This window comes from Aquimarina muelleri DSM 19832 (assembly GCF_000430665.1).
In the GTDB taxonomy this organism is placed as follows: Bacteria; Bacteroidota; Bacteroidia; order Flavobacteriales; family Flavobacteriaceae; genus Aquimarina; species Aquimarina muelleri.
In genome coordinates this window covers 9,062-28,808 of the sequence record NZ_KE387190.1, presented here as the reverse complement: position 1 = coordinate 28,808, position 19,747 = coordinate 9,062, and the positions used below count along the sequence as shown (strand labels likewise).

General features: G+C 32.5%; 15 protein-coding genes and 2 tRNA genes. 16 read left to right on the top strand and 1 reads right to left on the bottom strand.

Features of this window, described 5'->3' with window-relative positions; genetic code table 11:
• Positions 1-83 precede the first annotated feature (83 nt).
• The 9 genes from nosZ (at position 84) to H527_RS0120145 (ending at position 9,528) form a co-directional block, all read left to right on the top strand.
• Positions 84-2,048, top strand: a complete 1,965-nt coding sequence (gene nosZ, locus H527_RS0120185) for a Sec-dependent nitrous-oxide reductase (protein ID WP_027414313.1) — start codon at positions 84-86, stop codon at positions 2,046-2,048.
• 68 nt (positions 2,049-2,116) lie between these two features.
• Positions 2,117-3,160, top strand: coding sequence for a nitrous oxide reductase accessory protein NosL (locus tag H527_RS24780; RefSeq protein ID WP_308427896.1), 1,044 nt, complete (start codon positions 2,117-2,119; stop codon positions 3,158-3,160).
• 13 nt (positions 3,161-3,173) lie between these two features.
• Entirely contained in the window at positions 3,174-3,602 is a 429-nt protein-coding gene (locus tag H527_RS0120175; RefSeq protein WP_027414312.1) for a CopD family protein, read from the top strand.
• A 78-nt stretch (positions 3,603-3,680) separates the two neighbouring features.
• A complete protein-coding gene (locus H527_RS0120170; protein WP_373297453.1) occupies positions 3,681-4,892 on the top strand; it encodes a nitrous oxide reductase family maturation protein NosD in 1,212 nt (403 codons plus the stop codon).
• Complete coding sequence (locus H527_RS0120165) at positions 4,886-5,593, top strand: ABC transporter ATP-binding protein (RefSeq protein WP_027414310.1); 708 nt, start codon at positions 4,886-4,888, stop codon at positions 5,591-5,593. Before H527_RS0120170 ends, H527_RS0120165 begins: the two co-directional genes overlap by 7 nt.
• A complete protein-coding gene (locus H527_RS0120160) occupies positions 5,586-6,368 on the top strand; it encodes an ABC transporter permease (RefSeq protein WP_027414309.1) in 783 nt (260 codons plus the stop codon). Before H527_RS0120165 ends, H527_RS0120160 begins: the two co-directional genes overlap by 8 nt.
• Before the next feature lie 352 nt (positions 6,369-6,720).
• Positions 6,721-7,836, top strand: a complete 1,116-nt coding sequence (locus H527_RS0120155) for an NAD(P) transhydrogenase subunit alpha (protein WP_027414308.1) — start codon at positions 6,721-6,723, stop codon at positions 7,834-7,836.
• A gap of 1 nt (position 7,837) precedes the next feature.
• The gene (locus tag H527_RS0120150) at positions 7,838-8,143 is read left to right on the top strand and encodes a proton-translocating transhydrogenase family protein (RefSeq protein ID WP_027414307.1); all 306 of its coding nucleotides are present in this window, start codon (positions 7,838-7,840) and stop codon (positions 8,141-8,143) included.
• The gene (locus H527_RS0120145) at positions 8,140-9,528 is read left to right on the top strand and encodes an NAD(P)(+) transhydrogenase (Re/Si-specific) subunit beta (protein ID WP_027414306.1); all 1,389 of its coding nucleotides are present in this window, start codon (positions 8,140-8,142) and stop codon (positions 9,526-9,528) included. Before H527_RS0120150 ends, H527_RS0120145 begins: the two co-directional genes overlap by 4 nt.
• A gap of 93 nt (positions 9,529-9,621) precedes the next feature.
• Here H527_RS0120145 and H527_RS0120140 read toward each other — a convergent pair.
• Positions 9,622-9,696, bottom strand: a tRNA-Pro gene (locus H527_RS0120140).
• Between the two features lie 279 nt (positions 9,697-9,975).
• On the opposite strand from H527_RS0120140, the gene H527_RS0120135 reads away from it, so the two are divergent.
• The 7 genes from H527_RS0120135 (at position 9,976) to cas2 (ending at position 19,631) form a co-directional block, all read left to right on the top strand.
• A complete protein-coding gene (locus H527_RS0120135) occupies positions 9,976-11,277 on the top strand; it encodes a cytochrome ubiquinol oxidase subunit I (RefSeq protein ID WP_027414305.1) in 1,302 nt (433 codons plus the stop codon).
• Between the two features lie 3 nt (positions 11,278-11,280).
• Positions 11,281-12,318, top strand: a complete 1,038-nt coding sequence (locus H527_RS0120130) for a cytochrome d ubiquinol oxidase subunit II (RefSeq protein ID WP_027414304.1) — start codon at positions 11,281-11,283, stop codon at positions 12,316-12,318.
• Positions 12,319-12,351: 33 nt separating this feature from the next.
• Positions 12,352-12,426, top strand: a tRNA-Pro gene (locus H527_RS0120125).
• Between the two features lie 125 nt (positions 12,427-12,551).
• Positions 12,552-13,718 carry a tyrosine-type recombinase/integrase gene (locus tag H527_RS0120120; RefSeq protein ID WP_027414303.1) on the top strand — a complete coding sequence of 389 codons (1,167 nt, stop codon included), beginning with the start codon at positions 12,552-12,554 and terminating at the stop codon, positions 13,716-13,718.
• Positions 13,719-14,170: 452 nt separating this feature from the next.
• Complete coding sequence (cas9, locus tag H527_RS0120115; RefSeq protein ID WP_027414302.1) at positions 14,171-18,295, top strand: type II CRISPR RNA-guided endonuclease Cas9; 4,125 nt, start codon at positions 14,171-14,173, stop codon at positions 18,293-18,295.
• Between the two features lie 99 nt (positions 18,296-18,394).
• Positions 18,395-19,291: a type II CRISPR-associated endonuclease Cas1 gene (gene cas1 / locus H527_RS0120110; RefSeq protein WP_027414301.1), complete on the top strand. Its 897-nt coding sequence runs from the start codon at positions 18,395-18,397 to the stop codon at positions 19,289-19,291.
• A complete protein-coding gene (gene cas2 / locus H527_RS0120105; protein WP_027414300.1) occupies positions 19,284-19,631 on the top strand; it encodes a CRISPR-associated endonuclease Cas2 in 348 nt (115 codons plus the stop codon). The genes cas1 and cas2 overlap by 8 nt, the downstream gene beginning before the upstream one ends.
• The last annotated feature ends 116 nt before the right edge of the window (positions 19,632-19,747 follow it).

The following is a 19,747-nucleotide window of genomic DNA, read 5'->3' as shown; positions in this document are numbered from 1 at the left end:
ACAAAATCATAAAGATTTAATCAACAAAGGTATTATGTATGTTATAGAGAAAATTATTCTTCTAACTAAAATTGAAAAAAGTCATGAAAAAATTATTTAATTTATTTTTCTATTTAACGACGATTACCCTCATAGTAACCAGTTGTTCTAAAACTGATTCTTCATCCAAAAGAAGCGGAGCGCTAAATTCTTCGGCAGCAGAAAAAGTATATGTAGCTCCAGGAGAACACGATGAATTCTACGCATTTATCTCTGGTGGTTTTAGTGGTCAGTTATCGGTATATGGGCTTCCTTCGGGTAGGTTGTTTAAGGTAATTCCTGTATTCTCTCAAGATGCAGAAAAAGCATGGGGATATAATGAGGAGACTAAACCTATGCTTAATACCTCTTATGGATTTATCCCATGGGATGACTCTCACCATCCTGATATTTCACAAACAGCTGGAGAAATTGATGGTAGATATGTTTTCATTAATGCCAACAATACTCCACGTATTGCAAAAATTGACCTCACCACTTTTGAAACTACTGAAATTATCGAAATCCCCAATAGTGCTGGTAATCATAGTTCTTCATTTGTAACTGAAAACTCAGAATATGTAGTAGCTGGCACTCGATTTTCTGTACCTGTTCCTCAAAAAGATATCTCTATCAAAGAATATAAAGGGAACTTTAAAGGCGCGTTATCTTTTATAAGTATAGCTCCCGAAGACGGAGCAATGAATTTAGAATTTCAGATCCTAATGCCTGGTTTTAATTATGATTTATCGCATCCCGGCCGAGGTAAATCTCATGGATGGTTCTTTTTTACTACTTATAATACAGAAGAAGCTAATACCCTTTTAGAAGTAAATGCGTCGCAAAACGATAAAGATTTTATTGCCGCTATAAACTGGAAAAAAGCAGAAGAATATATCAAAGCAGGAAAATTTAAAACCATGCCAGCAAACTATGCACATAATGTATATGATGAACATACCCATACTGCTACTTCAACTATGAAAAAAGAGGTTAAAATATTAGACCCCGCAGAATGTCCTGGTTTAGTATACCTACTACCAACACCAAAATCCCCCCACGGTTGTGATGTAGACCCTAGTGGCGAATACATTGTAGGTAACGGTAAACTATCTGCTAACCTAACTGTGCATTCATTTACCAAAATGTTGTCTGCTATCGAGAATAACAAAATAGACGGAGAAGCGTATGGTATCCCTATTCTTAAATTTGAGGATGTATTAGCAGGAGTTGTAGAACAACCAGGGTTGGGTCCCTTGCATACAGAATTTGACGGAAAAGGAAATGCATATACAACCTTCTTTATTTCTTCTGAAGTAGTAAAATGGAAATTAGAAACTTGGGAAGTAATAGATAGAAAACCTACGTATTATTCGGTTGGGCATTTAATGATCCCAGGAGGTAATTCTGCCAAACCATTTGGAAAATACGTATTGGCAATGAATAAGATCACCAAGGATCGATATTTACCAACTGGTCCAGAGGTTACTCAATCTGCCCAATTGTATGATATTACAGGAGAAAAAATGGAGTTATTATTAGATTTTCCTACCATCGGAGAACCACATTATGCCGCTGGATGCCCTGCAGATCTTATAAAGTCAAAATCCAAAAAAATCTATAAGCTAGAAGAAAACAAACATAAATATGCAGCTAAATCTGATGAAGATACCAAAGTGGTACGAGAAGGTAATGAGGTCCATATCTATATGACCATGATCAGAAGTCACTTCTCTCCAGATAATATCGAAGGTATTAAAGTGGGTGATAAAGTCTATTTTCATGTTACTAATTTAGAACAAGATTATGATGTCCCCCACGGTGTTAGTATGATTGGAGCAAACACCTCTGAGCTTTTAATTATGCCTGGACAAACAGAAACTTTCGTCTGGCACCCTAAACAAGTAGGAGTCTGGCCTTTTTATTGTACAGATTTTTGTTCTGCACTACATCAAGAAATGCAAGGATATGTAAGAGTATCCCCAAAAGATTCAGACATAACATTGAGCTGGTCTTTAGGAGAGGATTAAACTTCCATAATTAAAACTATAAAGCGGGTAATATTATAAAATTATCCGCTTTTAAAAACCATATCAGTATGCAAATATCCAAATTAGTCATGATTCTGGGAGCACTCTTGATAGTAACCTTATTCCTGTTTCCTTTATGGAATATCACTTTAGAAGCTCCTCAATATCCTACCCCCTTAGGAATGGATATTTATATCAATGATTTTAGCGACGCACATCCGCATGATATTAAAAATATCAACCTAATGAATCATTATGTGGGTATGCAATATATTCCTGAAACTATCCCTGAGTTTAAAATTTTTCCTTGGGTAATTGGTCTTATGGCTACATTAGGTGTACTAATTGGTCTTTTTACTAATTACAAATGGTACTTAAGATGGTTTATACTTATGTCTATCTTTGCTATAGCTGGCATTTATGACTTTTATCTATGGGAACATGATTATGGACATAATCTAGACCCAAAAGCTATCCTAAAGTTTACCAACTCTGACGGCACCGTTATGGGGTTTCAACCCCCTATTTTTGGTTCTAAAGACATCCTTAATTTCAAAGTTCACTCCTATCCTAAACTTGGAGCATATTTTCTAGCAATGGGTATAGCTCTTACTTTTATCGCATATATCTTAGGAAAAAAGAAAACCAAAAAACGTATGTTGATTTCAAAAAATAAAGTAAAGAAATCTGTATTCACTTTATTTAGTTTTGCTCTGGTATTTACTTCTTGTAACACAGGACCAAAAGCTATTGATTACGGCACAGATAGCTGTTATTTTTGTCAGATGACCATCGTAGATAAACTACATGCAGCAGAAATAATTACAAAAAAAGGGAAAGTATATAAATTTGATGCTACGGAGTGTATGATTAACAATCTGAAAGATATAGATACTGCTACCATTGATATGTATTTGTCTGTGGATTATACTAATCCCGAAATTTTAATCGATGCCACCAAAGCTACTTTTTTAATCAGCAAAAACATTCCTAGTCCTATGGGTGCCTATCTTTCTACTTTTAAGCATAAAGAAGATGCCATAAGTAAAAAGAAAGAAAAAGGCGGGGAAATATATACCTGGAAAGAATTACAAATCAAATTAAAAAAGTAAAACCAATATAAGCATGGGATTAAAATTGATCATATTTTTACATATCATTGCTGCTACCATATGGACTGGTGGGCATTTGATATTATCATTGGTTTACCTCCCAAAAGCGTTAAAATTAAATGATTTTAGTATTATTGAATCATTCGAGTCCAAATATGAACGTATCGGTATCCCCTCTCTTATTATTCTAATAATTACTGGTATATATATAACTACAGTATACGCCCCTAGATTATTTGATTTTAATGATCACTATACCAAACATATAACCATAAAATTAGGACTTTTATTATGTACAATTGCTTTGGCTATTCATGCCAGATTTTTTTTAATCCCAAAGAAAAAACTAAAACCTCTCGCCTATCATATTATTATAGTAACTATCCTATCTGTATTCTTTGTTTTTGTAGGGTTTAGCGCACGTAGCGGTGGACTTTTATAAATAATAAACTATCTTATGTATAAAAAGTTCAACATATATCATATCAAAAAACTACATAAACTCTTTATAGTGATTATAATGATAGGAATGCACACAATTACCATATACGCAAACACTCATATCGTTTGCAAAACATGTGCGCATACTACAATCAAAGAAACTATAAAAGCTGCATCTGCTTACGATACTATTATTGTTAAAAAAGCTACCTACAACGAATATAATATCATTGTTGATAAACCTTTAACCATCATAGGCAAGAATTACCCCGTAATAGATGGAAAGCGACAAGGTGAGATCATCACTATTATCTCGGATCATGTTACCATTGATGGATTATTTATTATTAATGTAGGTACCAGTTATACCGAAGATTATGCTGCAATCAGAGTAAAAAAAAGCAAGGACTTTATGATTCAAAATGTAGTGCTTGAAAAATTATTTTTTGGTATTTATCTTGAAAAAGCCAGAGATGGTGTTCTTTATCATAATAAAATTATCGGGGATGCTGTAGAAGAGTATAATTCTGGTAATGGTATTCAGCTATGGTATTGCAAAAACATTATAATAGAGCATAATTTTGTGCAACGGGTACGTGATGGGATTTATCTCGAATTTTCTGACGATTGTAAGATTAAAAACAACGTTAGTTCTCATAATATACGATATGGGCTTCATTTTATGTTTTCGAATAACGATAGTTATGAAAATAACACCTTCGAGAAAAATGGTGCTGGTGTAGCCGTTATGTTTTCGAAAAAAATAAAAATGTATCGTAATATTTTTAAAGAAAATTGGGGCTCTGCATCCTATGGAATGCTACTAAAAGAAATAAACGACGCCGAGATTACAGAAAACACCTTTGAAGAAAACACCATTGGTATTAATATCGAAGGATCTAACCGAATACAGTACTCTAAAAACAATTTTATTAATAATGGTTGGGCAATAAAAGTTCGTGGCGCTTGCTATACTAATACTTTTAAGCTAAATAATTTTTTAAACAACTCTTTTGATATCTCTTATAACAGTAAACTAAATGATAATCTATTTCATAACAATTATTGGAGTAAATATACAGGCTATGATTTAGATAAAGACGGTATTGGTGATGTACCCTATCGGCCTGTAAAATTATTTTCGTATATCGTAAACCGGACCCCTGAAACTATTATTTTATTGAGAAGCTTATTTATTGATATTATCGATTTTTCTGAAAAAGTATCTCCTGTATTTACTCCTGACAAACTATTAGATCATCATCCTTTAATCCATAAAATAAAATGGTAGTTATAGAAAATCTACATAAAACATTTCAGAAAAACAAGGTACTAACTGGAGTAGATCTTACAATAGACAAAGGTGGTATCTTTGCTATACTTGGTCCTAACGGATCTGGCAAAACTACTCTTATCAAAAGTATCCTGGGTATGGTAATCCCTACACAAGGTAGTATACAAATCATGGGAAAAAACATAAAAAACAATTGGCTTTATAGAAAAAAAATCGATTACCTACCCCAGATTGCTAATTTTCCTAATAACCTTAGAGTAAAAGAACTCTTTAAAATGATCAAGGATATAAGAGGTAATACCAATACCGATCAAGAACTCATAGAACTGTTTAAACTAAGCCCTTTTTTAAACAAAAAACTAGGTAATCTATCAGGTGGAACTAAGCAAAAGGTAAATATTGTACTTACTTTTATGTTTAATAGCCCCATTCTTATTCTGGATGAACCCACAACCGGATTGGATCCCATCTCTTTAATTCGCTTGAAGGAATTAATTCGAAAAGAAAAAACTAAAGGAAAAACAATCCTAATTACTTCGCATATCATGAGTTTTGTCGAAGAGATTTCTGACGAAATTGTATTTCTGTTAGAAGGTAAAATATATTTCAGAGGAAATATAACGCAGTTAAAAACCCAAACCGAGCAGCCTAATTTCGAACATGCTATTGCATCTATCTTAAAAAACACTTATGCTTAAAATATTAAAATACAGTTTTTATGATTTAATGCGTAGCCGCTGGAGTTATATATACTTTTTATTCTATCTACTGCTGGGTACTGTACTATTATTTCTTAACAATGATCTTTCTAAAGCCATAATTACTCTTATGAATGTGATTATCATCCTAGTACCACTTATAGGCACTATTTTTGGAGTTATGTATTATTACAATTCTAAAGAGTTTACAGAACTCTTATTAGCACAACCTCTAAAACGAAACTCAATTTTTCTAGGACAATACCTTGGTCTCTCTCTATCTCTTACCATGAGTTTAGTTCTTGGTATTGGGATACCATTTATATTGTATGGAATATTTAAATCCGATAGTATATGGAATTTTTCTTTACTACTCATAACAGGAGCGTTCCTTACTTTTATTTTTACGGCACTGGCTTTTAATATCTCTCTTTCTAATGAAAATAAGATCAAAGGATTTGGATATGCTGTATTACTCTGGCTTTTCCTCGCTATCATTTACGATGGGATCTTTTTGATGTCGTTAATACTTTTTGAAGATTACCCGTTAGACAAGCTATCCCTATTTGGCACGATGCTAAATCCTATAGACTTATCCAGAACTCTAATATTATTAAAACTAGATATTTCAGCATTATTGGGCTATACAGGTGCTGTTTTTAAAAAATTCTTTGGTACCAGTTTCGGATTAATTGTTTCGTTATTTATGTTGTTTGTTTGGATTCTTATACCAACACTTAGAATTATAGTAAAATCCAAAAAAAAAGATTTTTAATCTATAGTTTACTCTGAGTAAAATAACTACAATAAAATCACTTTTCAGTATAAAGGATCTTAATTGAAATATACTTCTAAATTGTTTTATTTCAAATAAAGAGTTTCAAATTATTTTCAACACTTTTCTTTTAAATCACATCTGGGGGAAAAAGTATCAGTCGATACTTTTTGTTTCGAAATTTCTAGTGATGTTTTTTCGCAAAAAACAATAAAAACCTGTCTTTTAAATGATTAAAACTTAAAAAACAGACTACTTTTTCTTTGGCACAACAATTGAAAATTGCCATAACTTAATAAAAATAAGGCAATTCTATTTTTTGATTTGCTGAAACCAAACCTATTTAGAAACTATGAAATACATAGGGATTGTAAAAGAACCTGATTTTGAAAAACGAATTTGTTTCTTACCCAAAGAAATCAGTGCAGCCATTAACCAATTAAACTTAAAAGTTTTTATCGAAAAAGGTATTGGCGAAAATCTAGGCATTTCCGATAGCAAATTCGAAAAAGCTGGTGCCATTGTACAAAATAGAAGCGAAATTTTGGAGAGATCTGATTTTATTTTATCTATTAATGAGCCTCAAAATTTTAATATTGGTGAAGCCGAAAAAACAATAATAGGATATTTCAATATGCTATTCTATCCACAAAGAACGGAGAAATATCTCAACAAAAGCATCTCTGTATTTAGTCTTGATTTATTACCAAGAACAACCTTAGCACAGTCTATGGATGTGCTTTCGTCTATGGCATCATTGGCAGGTTATAAAGCTGTTTTAAAAGCTACAAATTATTATAATAGTTCTTTCCCAATGTTTACGACAGCGGCAGGAACGCTGAGTCCTGCAAAGGTGTTAGTTTTAGGTGCAGGTGTTGCCGGATTACAGGCAATTGCCACAGCCAAAAGGCTAGGTGCTATAGTAGAAGCGTTTGATGTTAGAAAATCTTCAGAAGAAGAGGTTAAAAGTTTAGGAGCAAAATTTATTGAAGTAGAAGGGTATAAAGAAGGCAAAAATGCTGGAGGATATGCCGTCGAACAATCAAAAGAATATCTCGCAAAACAAAAAGAATTAATTCATCAGCATATTAGTAAAGCCAATATTGTTATTTCTACTGCAAATATCCCTGGAAAAAAAGCACCTGTATTGATAGATAGCAAAGCACTAGAAGCTATGCAACCTGCATCTGTAATAATAGATTTAGCTGCTGAACAAGGAGGCAATTGCATCGCTACTCAAAATGGAAAAATAATAAATCACAACTCCGTTACTATTATAGGAGATTCATTTTTATCAAGAGAAATACCACAAGCAGCCTCACAATTACTATCAAGTAATTACTTCAATTTTTTAAAACACCTCGTTAACTCTAACAAAAAAGAAGACCCTATTTTGAGTGGTTGTCAAGTTATTTATAACGGAAAAATCACACATCCTCAACTACTAACTAAATTTGAAATAGCTTAATATGGAATTTATTCAAAACAATCTCGAATTTATATATTTCGTCATTTTTTGTGTTTTTATCGGTATCGAAATTATAGCAAATGTACCTGCAATTCTACACACTCCATTAATGTCTGGTGCCAATGCTATTAGTGGTGTTATTATGGTAGGAGCAGTTATTATGATACTTCAAATACCATCTGACAATTACCTGTTATTAGCAACAGGTGGAATTGCTGTATTCCTAGGCGCATTAAATATCTCTGGAGGATTTTTTGTTACTGGTCGAATGTTAAAAATGTTCAATTCAAAAAACAATAAAAAATGAATATTATCGTAGAGGTTGGTTATTTAATAGCTACCGTTTCTTTTTTAGGTGGATTAAAATTCATGAGCTCGCCAAAAAAAGCAAAAACAGGAAACCTTATAGCAGCTACCGGAATGGTGCTAGCTGTTATATGCACATTTATAACAGTTACCACTAACACCATTCCAATACCTAACCTTATTATAGCTTTAACCGCTATAGCCATAGGAGGATTCTTAGGTAAACGTATGGCCTCAAAAGTTGAAATGACAGCAATGCCTCAATTAGTTTCATTATTTAATGCCACTGGTGGAGCTTGTGCAATGTTATTAGGTATTATTGAAGCATTTCTAACAGATACCAATACTACTCTAATAGGAATTCAAATTTTACTGTTATTAGGTCTAACAACAGGTGCTATAGCTGCAACTGGAAGTATAGTCGCATATAGAAAACTTGCGGGTAAAACCAAGGATAATCGCAAAGCAATCGTTATTTTATGGTCTAGAATATTACTGGTAACAATCATTTCTTTACCTATTCTATTTTTTCTAGAAACTTTACCTGTCAATTTTGAGATGTTTTGTCTAATAATGGCTCTAGTATCTCTTACCTATGGTATTTTATTTGTGTTGCCAATTGGAGGTGCAGATATGCCTGTTGTTATTTCGTTATTAAACTCTATTACGGGTATTGCAACTGCTCTAGCAGGGTTTGTATACGATAATAAAGCAATGATTGCAGGTGGAATTTTTGTAGGTTCAGCAGGAATTTTATTGACCCTTTTAATGTGTAAAGCAATGAATAGGTCTTTGTTAAAAGTACTAACTGGGAAATTTAAAAAAACTACTAATACAGGAGATACAGAAGAACAAAATATTAAAGATATTAGTGTTTCTGAAACCGTAATGCAGTTATCTTTTGCTAGTAGCATTGCTATTGTACCTGGATACGGTCTTGCGGTTGCTCAAGGACAACACTTATGTGGACAGCTTCAAAAAATGTTAGAAAACCGAGGTATTAAAGTAGATTTTATTATTCATCCTGTAGCAGGAAGAATGCCAGGACACATGAATGTCTTGCTAGCCGAAGCTAATATCGACTACGATCATCTAAAAGAAATGAATGAAGTAAATGATACTATGTCTCATTATGATGTAGTCCTTATTATTGGTGCCAACGATGTAGTTAACCCAGCGGCAGAAACCAAACCTGATAGTCCTGTTTATGGTATGCCTATTATCAAAGCTTACGCAGGCAAACAAGTTGTCGTTATGAAAAGAGGTATGAGTACAGGGTATGCAGGAGTATCAAACGATTTGTTTGGAATGGATAACTGTAATCTTTTATTTGGTGATGCGAAGGACTCTCTTCAAGAAATAGTTAATCAACTTAAGCTTATATAAAATTATTTATTTACTGACACCAGAACTAACTACAAATCACTTTACAAATTAAAAAAACCTTGTCATCAATAGATAACAAGGTTTTTAACTTAGTCGGGGTGGCAGGATTCGAACCTGCGACCTCCGCGTCCCAAACGCGGCGCGATAACCGGGCTACGCTACACCCCGAATACAGTTATCTTTTTGCGAGTGCAAATATAAAAAATATTTTCACTTATGTTGTAATAAAATTATAAAATATTTTTTTACCCTAATTTCACTAGTTTTTTTATAGCCTTATATTTTTATTAATAAAAATATAAGGCTATAAAAAAGCAAATTATTATTCGGCTGTTATTTTTTTCTAAAAATATAGCCAAAAGTTTTGTTATTTCTTCACAAAGCCAGCTTTGCGCCGTATCTTTATAGTTCAATATTTGAATCCAACTTCTTCTCTAAATCTTATCTATGGAAAATCTTGATGCGGCAAGACTCCAAATGGCATTTACTTTAATATTTCATATTGTTTTTGCTTGTATTGGTATGGTCATGCCTTTTTTTATGGTAGTATCTCACTATAAATGGTTAAAAACTCGTGACCAAATGTATTTAACTCTAACAAAATCATGGCAAAAAGGAGTAGCTATTTTTTTTGTAACTGGTGCTGTATCTGGAACTGCGTTATCTTTTGAGCTAGGGTTATTATGGCCAGAGTTTATGAAACATGCTGGTCCTATAATAGGAATGCCATTTTCATTAGAAGGTGCTGCTTTTTTTGTAGAAGCAATAGCTTTAGGATTCTATTTATATGGCTGGAATAAATTACCAGAAAAATTTCATTGGATCACAGGGATTATAATTGGAGTTTCTGGTGTAGCATCAGGAATTTTAGTGGTGGCTGCAAATGGATGGATGAACTCTCCCACAGGTTTTGATTATATAGACGGAAAATTCTTAAACATAGATCCTGTTAAGGCAATGCTAAATCCAGCATGGTTTACACAAGCTTTGCATATGACATTAGCGGCTTTTACAGCAACAGGATTTGCAGTAGCTGGTATCCATGCTTACCAAGTATATAAAAAAAGAAAAATAGAACTACATAAAAAAGCATTTAAAATAGCTATAACATTTGGAGCTATAGCAGCTATTTTGCAACCGATTAGTGGAGATATATCTGCTAAAGATATCGCAAAAAGACAACCTGTGAAATTAGCCGCTATGGAGGCACATTACAATACCGAAAAAAGAGCGCCTCTTTATATTGGTGGAATTGTAAATGCAGAAACCCAAGAAGTAAATTATAAAATAGCTATTCCTGGAATGTTATCTTTTTTAGCTTTTGGAGATTTTAATGCAGAGGTAAAAGGTCTAAATGATTTTCCTGAAGACGAACAACCAAATGTTCCAATTGTACACTATGCATTTCAAATAATGGTCGGAATAGGAACTTTATTACTGCTTGCAGGATTATTATATTTTGTTTCATTAAAAAAGAAAAAATGGCTTAGCAATAAAAAGTATTGGCTATTATTTGTGTTATTGGCTCCTTTGGGATTTCTAGCTTTAGAAGCAGGATGGATCGTTACCGAAGTTGGCAGACAACCTTGGATTATTCATAAAATAATGAAAACTAAAGATGCAGTGACACCTATGCCTGGGATTGTGTTTAGTTTTTATATGTATATAGTAGTATATCTAACTTTATCTGTAGCTGTTACCTGGTTAATGATTAGACAGATAAAGGTTTTAAATAATTCAAATTCTTAGAATATGTTATATGTAGTATTATTCTTTTTGATGTTCTCTTTGTATCTATATGTAGTTTTAGGAGGCGCTGATTATGGAGCTGGTATCATAGAACTTTTTTCCTCAAAAGAAAATCAAAAAATTACCAAAAAAACAATTTATCGAGTAATGGGACCAGTATGGGAAGCGAATCATATTTGGATTATTATTTTAATAGTAATCCTATGGATTGCATTTCCTGTGTATTATAATATTATGGTAGTACATTTACATATCCCTTTAACTATTATCTTACTTGGAGTAACATTAAGGGGAGTAGCTTTTGTTTTTAGGCATTACGATGCGGTTATAGATAATTCTCAAAAATTGTATGACGGCATGTTTATGGTATCTAGTTTAATTACACCTATATTTTTAGGAATTGTATTTGGCGCATTAATTAGTGGTAAAATTAATATTGTAGAAGACATAAGCACTTTAACCTTTTATGAAGCTTTTATCATGCCTTGGTGTAACTTGTTTAGTATATTGGTAGGTTTATTTTTTGCTGCACTTTGTGCATTTTTATCTTCTGTTTTACTAATAGGAGAATCTACAGGTAAAAATGCAAGAATTTATGTAAGAAAATCTATTATTGCTACTATAATTGTAGTACTTCTTGGATTGGTAACTTTTGGATATGGATATATTTCAGGAAACGTATTTGTAAAGGATTTTATAAGAAGCCCTCTTGCACTTATAGCTGTTATACTTTCTGGAGTATTACTATATCCATTAAAAAGAATGATAAAAAAAGGAAACACAGTATGGAGTAGATCTCTAGCTGGGATACAAGTTTTTTTAATCTTATTAGCAGCTATAATAGCTCACTTTCCAGATATTATAATAACAACTAACAGTAGTGTAAGTTTGATAGAAAAAATTGCACCAGATAGTGTTATAAAAGCATTGGGGATATCCCTTATAATTGGAGGAGCTGTAATTTTACCAGGATTATTTCATCTATTAAAATCATTTAAAATGATAAAAATTTTGGAACAGAATAATAATACTTCCACTTAATCTTAAGATTATTATATTTGTATTCTATTTTTTCGGGATGTGGCGCAGTCCGGTTAGCGTACACGGCTGGGGGTCGTGTGGTCGCAGGTTCAAATCCTGTCATCCCGACTAGTACAAACCGTTCATTTTCAGTAAATAATGAACGGTTTTTTAGTTCTACATGTCAGGGGTCGGCAGTAAAGTCGTCAGTTTGTAGTATATTTGGTCTAGTACCTAAATATACATACGAAGATATGCATACATTTAAAAAGGCTCGTTTAGTAAAGTCAAAAGCTGCAAAAGGCAACTACATAATGTACTATGTGTGGGATGTGCAGAAAAATGATTTAGTAAGACGTAGACTTTATATTCCTAAAAAATACAAATCAGATGCAGAACAAATAGCATTTGCCAAAGATCGAATTAAAGAGATTAATAGACTTCTAGCTGATGGCTTTCATATAGATCGAAAAAAAACGGTTAAGAGTAACTCAAAAACTAAAAATATTCGTTCAAAAACAATTTATTCTATACGAGAAGCGACAGCTACCTTCATTGAGATTAAAAAAGCTAAAAAACTTTATAAACGGGGTATAGGTTTTTACAGTAATAATTTAGAACGTTTTTTAAAATGGTTAGAGGAACAAGGTCAAGATAGTTTGTGGATAGGAGAACTAGATTATCAATTGATTCAACAATATTTTATGTATTTACTTATTCATAGAAAAAATAGTCCTAAAACGTACAATAATACTCTTGGTGTTCTTAAAACTTTCTATAATGAGTGTTTAAAACAAGAATGGGTAGAAGGTAAAAATCCATTTGATAAGATTGATAAGCAGCCAGAAGAATATGGCTCTAAAAATAAACCTTTCTCGAATGAGCAAATTAAAGATATAAAAGAATATGTTCTAGAGCATGATCCCTATTTATGGAAAATTATTTGTTTTATCTACTACTCCTTTATGCGCCCTTCAGAGATACGCAGATTAAAAGTACGAGATATTGACTTAAAAAAAGACTTGATTTGGGTGTCTGGTAAAATTAGTAAAACTAAAAAACGAGATGTGGTTCCTATTGTACCTGGACTAAAAAAAATCATCCTAGAAATGAATTTAGAAGAGTATCATCCAAGTGATTATTTATTTGGCGCTAATCAAACTCCTTCGACAACGAAAATGGGCGAAAATTATATGGGAAAGCATTTTAAAAAAGTGAAAGATAATTTCGAATTTGATGAAGACCACACATTATATGCTTTTAAACATACAGCTGTAGTGAACTGGTATGAAAAAGAAAAAGATATTCGAAAAATTCAAAAAATGTGTCGTCACTCTAGTATGTTAATGACTGAACGATATTTGAAATCTCTTGGTTTATTAGATGATAAAGATGCGGTTTCTGAGTTGCCAGAGATATAAAGTAAAGAATATTGTTATCTCTATTAGAATTTCACTAACTCCTTAAATTTTTTTTTTCATGTGTTTATCTTATCGTTTACTAGAGGTCAGACGGAATTTTACGATTTTATTACCTTATTAGTTTTATTGGAGAATGATATAGAAAGGATGGGTATTAGTTTCGGGTTGAGACGGTATTATTAAACATAAAAAAGAAAGCGATCTGTAAAGACCGCTTTAAATGTTTTCACAACGGAATAATCCTTATTGTGAATTGCTTTCAAAATTGTTTTATAAAAGTAGTAAAAAAAAATGAAAAAATTCCTTATTTCTAAATCATATCAAAAATTTAAAAGAATCTCCTTAGCTGTTCTATTCGGTTATCCTCAGAACTGATGATTTTTACAATAAATACGGAAATCCATAATCAAAACACGTTTAGGTTTCTTACTTTTCAAATAAATATATCACTTATGAAACAAATTTTGGGGCTGGATTTAGGAACAACATCTATTGGGTGGGCTTTTGTAAACGAGGCTGAGGACAGTACAGAAAAATCATCGATTATAAAAACAGGAGTTAGGGTAATCCCTTTAAGCACTGATGAACAGCAAGATTTTAAAAAAGGGGATAGTATTACAATTAATGCAGATAGAACATTAAAAAGAGGAGCTCGTAGAAATCTACAAAGATATAAGCAGAGAAGAAAAGCTGTTCTTCAAATTTTAAAACAAGTAAAGTTTTTGGATCAAATAAAATTCCTATCAGAAGATGGGGATTCTACGCATAGTACTTATGCTTTACGGGCAAAAGCACCTGTTCAAAAAATTTCTAAGCAAGATTTTGCAAGAGTACTTTTAATGATAAATAAAAAGAGGGGATATAAAAGTAGCAGAAAAGCCAATAATGCAGAAGATGGTCAAATAATAGATGGGATGACCGTAGCTAAAGAGCTGCATAATAAAAGCCTAACTCCAGGGCAATATTCTTATCAGTTACTGGTAGATGGCAAACAACAATTACCAGATTATTATCGATCCGACCTTCAAAATGAATTGGATAGTATATGGAAGTTTCAGAAAGAGTTTTATCCAGAAATTTTAAATGAGGAACACAAAGAAAATCTTACAGGGAAGAACAAAACTCAAACAGAAAGTTATATTAAAAAAACACTAGGCATTGACAAAGCAGAAAACAAAGGGAAAAATAAAAAACTGGAACAATACGAATGGCGAAATAAAGGAGTTTCAGAAAAAATAGAACTACGGGAATTAGCTTTTGTTCTTATCGAGATTAATAATCAAATCCATCAATCCAGCGGGTATTTAGGAGCTATTAGTGACCGAAGTAAAGAACTTTTTTTTGATAATCTTACTGTTGGACAATACCAATACAATTTCTTAAAAGAAAATCCGGGAAAACCTCTCAAAAATCAAGTGTTTTACAGGCAGGATTATATGGATGAATTTGATGCTATATGGAAAGAACAATCTAAACATTATCCCGAACTCACAGAAGAAATCAGAAAATCATTACGAGATATTACTATTTTTTATCAACGAAAATTAAAATCCCAAAAAGGTCTTATCAATATTTGTGAGCTAGAAGGAAAAGAAAAAGAAATATGGGTAGATGGCATGAGAAAAAAGAAATACATCGGACCACGGGTTGCTCCAAAGTCTTCTCCTGTATTTCAGCAAGCAAAAGTTTGGCAGAATATCAATGCCATTAGAATCACCAAAAAAGATAACCCAACAGAAGAATTTATTCTTGAAGAGGATACCAAACAACTATTATTTAAAGAGCTAAACATCAAAGACTCCTGGTCCTCTGCACAACTCCTGAAATGGATTTTTGAAGGATCATCGAATGCGCCCAAAGATTGGCAAGTAAATTTTGAAAAAATAGAAGGAAATCGAACACAAGCAACTCTTTTAAAAATATATCTCCAAATATTAGAAATAGAAGGATACAATAATATAGGGCATGAAAAAACGGAAGCACCAATCCTTTTAAAAGATATACAAACATGTTTTAAAGAAATTGGTATTACCCCAGATATTTTGACTTTGGACATGTATATCTCAGGAAATGAGTTTAGCAAGCAACAGGCTTATGAATTATGGCACTTGTTGTATTCCTATGAAGAGGATAAATCCCAAACAGGAGTAGAAAGTCTCAAAGAAAAACTACAAACTAATTTCGGATTTAAAGAAACACATACCAAGTTATTGACTTCTGTTGTTTTTCAACAAGATTACGGAAATTTAAGTGTTAGGGCATTGCGAAAGATATATCCGTTTTTAGAAAGTGGGCATACTTATGATCAAGCCTGTAGTCTGGCTAAATACAATCATTCTCATTCTTTAACGGCAGAGGAAAATGAAAACCGCTCTTTATCGGACTCTATAGAGATATTAAAAAAGAATTCCTTAAGAAATCCTGTAGTAGAAAAAATATTGAATCAAATGATCAATGTAGTAAATGCTATAATCGCTCATCCTGATATGGGAAGACCTGATGAAATAAGGGTCGAATTAGCACGAGAGCTTAAAAAAACTGCTGCACAACGTAAAGATATGACTATCTCTATAGCAAGAGCAACCAGAGAGCATGAAGCGTATCGAAATACCATAAAAAAAGAATTTGGATTATCCTATGTAAGCAGAAAAGACTTGATAAAGTATAAATTATATCTGGAATTAAAATCCATAGGATTTAAAACATTGTATTCTGGCACCTATATCAAACCAGAAGAATTGTTTACTAATAAGTTTGATGTAGAACATATTATACCACAATCGGTATTGTTTGATGATTCCTTTTCGAATAAAACGTTAGAATTAAGAGATGTAAATCTGGAAAAGGGAAATGAAACTGCTTTTGATTATTGTGAGCGAAAAGGTTGGCTAAATGATTTTGAGTCCCGAATACAGGAAATTTTTTCTAAAAAAGATATTACATACGGAAAGCGACAAAAACTCTTAATGACCAAAGCAGATATTCCTGATGATTTTTTAAATCGGGATCTGGGTAACTCTGCATACATTGCCAGAAAAGCTTCTGAAATATTACGGCAAATAACTAGAAATGTACACGCTACCTCAGGAAGCATTACAGCCAAGTTAAGATCCGATTGGGAATTGATACATGTATTGCAAGAACTAACATGGGATAAATATGAAGCACTAGGACTGACCTATTATGAAAAAAACAAAAAAGGAAAAGAACTCCCTCGTATAAAAGACTGGACAAAACGTAATGATCACAGACATCATGCCATGGATGCCATAACCGTTGCTTTTACGAAACCTGCTTATATACAGTACCTGAACAACATGAATGCAAAAGGAAATAAAGACGGTATTATATACAGTATTGAACAAAAGTATACCTACAGAAATGGTGACGGAGGAAGAAAATTTAAAAAACCTTTTGAAAACATACGGGAAGAATCTAAAAAACATCTGGAGACTATACTAATCTCACACAAGGCAAAAAACAAAGTAGTAACGCTTAATAAAAACAAAATCAAAGTAAAAGGTAAAGGCAATTTTATCACCAAGACAGAACTTACTCCCAGAGGACAATTACATAAAGAAACCATCTATGGGCGATCAAACTTTTATGAAATCAAAGAAGAAAAAATCAACGCTACATTTGATACGCATAAAATACAAGCTGTTACAAATCCAGATTATAAAGAAGCGCTACAGAAGAGACTCAAAGATCATGAAAATGACCCTAAAAAAGCCTTTGCAGGTAAAAATAGCCCGATCAAAAACCCTGTTTATATAGCTAATACCACCAATAAGGTTCCTGAAATCGTAAAAACAAAAACGATACAGTCGCAATTTACTATTCGTAAAGATATCACTCCAGATAATTTTAAAGACACAAAAGCAATACATAAGGTAGTAGATCTTGGAATAAGAAAAATATTACTGGAGCGATTAGCCCATTTTAACGGCAATGGCAAAGAAGCTTTTTCTAACTTAGAAGACCATCCTATTTGGTTTAACAAAGAAAAAGGAATTGTTATTAAATCTGTTAAAATAACAGGGGTTGCCAATGCAGAACCTTTACATCACGCAAAAGATCATCATGGCAAAGAAATAGTAGATGCCAATAATAAACCAATAGCAGTAGATTATGTAAGTACAGGCAATAATCACCATGTAGCTATTTACAGAGACGAAAAAAATAATTTGCATGAAGAAGTTGTTTCGTTTTATGAGGCTGTTGCACGAAAAAACCTTGGAGAATCCATTATTAAAAATACGCATGAAAAAGGATGGAACCTTCTTTTTACAATGAAACAAAATGAGATGTTTGTTTTTCCATCTGAAGATTTTAATCCTTTAGAAGTAGATCTACTGGATCCTGATAATATACATATAATAGGATCTAACTTGTTTCGTGTTCAAAAAATTTCGACCAAAAACTATGTGTTTCGTCATCATTTAGAAACGCAGTTAGTAGATAGTAAAGAATTGAAAGACATTACTTATTATAGTATTAGAAGCCTGGATAAATTAAATACAATACAGAAAATTAGATTAAATCATCTAGGAGAAATCGTTCAAGTAGGAGAATAATAAACAACCTTGGAGTACCCTCACGAGGTATGCTTATGAAAATATATTTTGTTTTTGAAGCAAGCCGAAGAATTAAACTCCACAATGTGGATTAAAGTTATGATTAAACGCACCCTTTTTTTTGGCAATCCTGCATATCTTAATACCAGAAGTGAACAATTGGTAGTTAATTTTCCGGATAAAGACAAAACAGAAGTCTCTATACCTATTGAAGATTTGGGATATATAGTTTTAGAAGATCCACAAATTACTATTACCAATGGTCTTTTAATGAAATTAGTGCAAAACAAAACTGCAGTTATTACCTGTGACAAACAACATTTACCATGTTCTTTTTTACAGCCTTTGGTCGGGCACAGCGAGCAAACCGAACGCATACGACATCAACTAAATGCAAGTCTGCCACTCAAAAAAAATCTATGGCAACAAACTATTAATAGTAAAATAAGCAATCAAGCTGTACATCTGGCGAAAATTGGTAAAAATGCATTAAAATTAAAACGATGGGCAACCGAGGTAAAGAGTGGGGATTCTCAAAATCATGAAGCTATCGCTGCTGCTTATTATTTTCAGAATTTATTTGACATAGAGGGTTTTAGTCGTAACCAAAAAGGTATAGCCCCAAATAATTTATTGAATTACGGATATGCGATTTTACGGGCAGTTACTGCCAGAGCATTAGTAAGTAGCGGTATGTTACCTTCTGTTGGGATTTTTCATCATAATAAATACAATGCTTTTTGTCTTGCAGATGATATTATGGAGCCGTATCGTATTTATGTGGATGCTATGGTATGTAGTATCACAAAAACCTCGAGCGATTATAAAGAATTATCTAGCGATTTAAAATCCTTATTACTTCAAATACCTGCAATAGATGTGGTAATTGATGGTAAAAAGAGCCCTCTTATGGTAGCTATGAGCAGGACTACAAATTCTTTGTATGAATGTTTTTTAGGGACAGGTCGCAAGATTTTATATCCTGAATATGAATGAAGAACATTTTTCACGCCTTAATCAATATAGAAGTATGTGGGTATTAGTGTTTTTTGATTTACCTACAGAAACAAGAATAGAGCGAAAAGTAGCTAGTCGGTTTCGTAAAAACTTGCTGAATGATGGATTTGCGATGTTTCAGTTTAGTATATACATGCGGTTTTGTGCTTCTCGAGAAAATGCAGAAGTACATATTAAACGAACCAAGAATGCGCTACCCAAAAAAGGAAAAGTGGGTATTATGCAAATAACAGATAAACAGTTTGGAATGATCGAACTATTTCATGGTCAAAAGGAAGTAGAACCAGAAAAGCCATCACAACAGTTAGAATTATTCTAATAGGCTACTTGATTTTTTAATCCTAAAAACCTATATAAGACACAGGATATTAGTCTTTTATGAGAAGTATCCTGTGAATCCTATATAAAAATACAATTTTGAAAGCAATTCACAAC

Bases quoted from the DNA above. Each gene is read 5' to 3' on its own strand.
- H527_RS0120145 (WP_027414306.1), top strand. From the start codon at position 8,140: ATGAATATTATCGTAGAGGTTGGTTATTTAATAGCTACCGTTTCTTTT.
- H527_RS0120155 (WP_027414308.1), top strand. From the start codon at position 6,721: ATGAAATACATAGGGATTGTAAAAGAACCTGATTTTGAAAAACGAATT.
- cas1 (WP_027414301.1), top strand. From the start codon at position 18,395: ATGATTAAACGCACCCTTTTTTTTGGCAATCCTGCATATCTTAATACC.
- cas2 (WP_027414300.1), top strand. From the start codon at position 19,284: ATGAATGAAGAACATTTTTCACGCCTTAATCAATATAGAAGTATGTGG.
- H527_RS0120170 (WP_373297453.1), top strand. From the start codon at position 3,681: ATGATAGGAATGCACACAATTACCATATACGCAAACACTCATATCGTT.
- nosZ (WP_027414313.1), top strand. From the start codon at position 84: ATGAAAAAATTATTTAATTTATTTTTCTATTTAACGACGATTACCCTC.
- H527_RS0120150 (WP_027414307.1), top strand. From the start codon at position 7,838: ATGGAATTTATTCAAAACAATCTCGAATTTATATATTTCGTCATTTTT.
- H527_RS0120175 (WP_027414312.1), top strand. From the start codon at position 3,174: ATGGGATTAAAATTGATCATATTTTTACATATCATTGCTGCTACCATA.
- H527_RS0120135 (WP_027414305.1), top strand. From the start codon at position 9,976: ATGGAAAATCTTGATGCGGCAAGACTCCAAATGGCATTTACTTTAATA.
- H527_RS0120120 (WP_027414303.1), top strand. From the start codon at position 12,552: ATGCATACATTTAAAAAGGCTCGTTTAGTAAAGTCAAAAGCTGCAAAA.
- H527_RS24780 (WP_308427896.1), top strand. From the start codon at position 2,117: ATGCAAATATCCAAATTAGTCATGATTCTGGGAGCACTCTTGATAGTA.
- H527_RS0120160 (WP_027414309.1), top strand. From the start codon at position 5,586: ATGCTTAAAATATTAAAATACAGTTTTTATGATTTAATGCGTAGCCGC.
- H527_RS0120165 (WP_027414310.1), top strand. From the start codon at position 4,886: ATGGTAGTTATAGAAAATCTACATAAAACATTTCAGAAAAACAAGGTA.
- cas9 (WP_027414302.1), top strand. From the start codon at position 14,171: ATGAAACAAATTTTGGGGCTGGATTTAGGAACAACATCTATTGGGTGG.
- H527_RS0120130 (WP_027414304.1), top strand. From the start codon at position 11,281: ATGTTATATGTAGTATTATTCTTTTTGATGTTCTCTTTGTATCTATAT.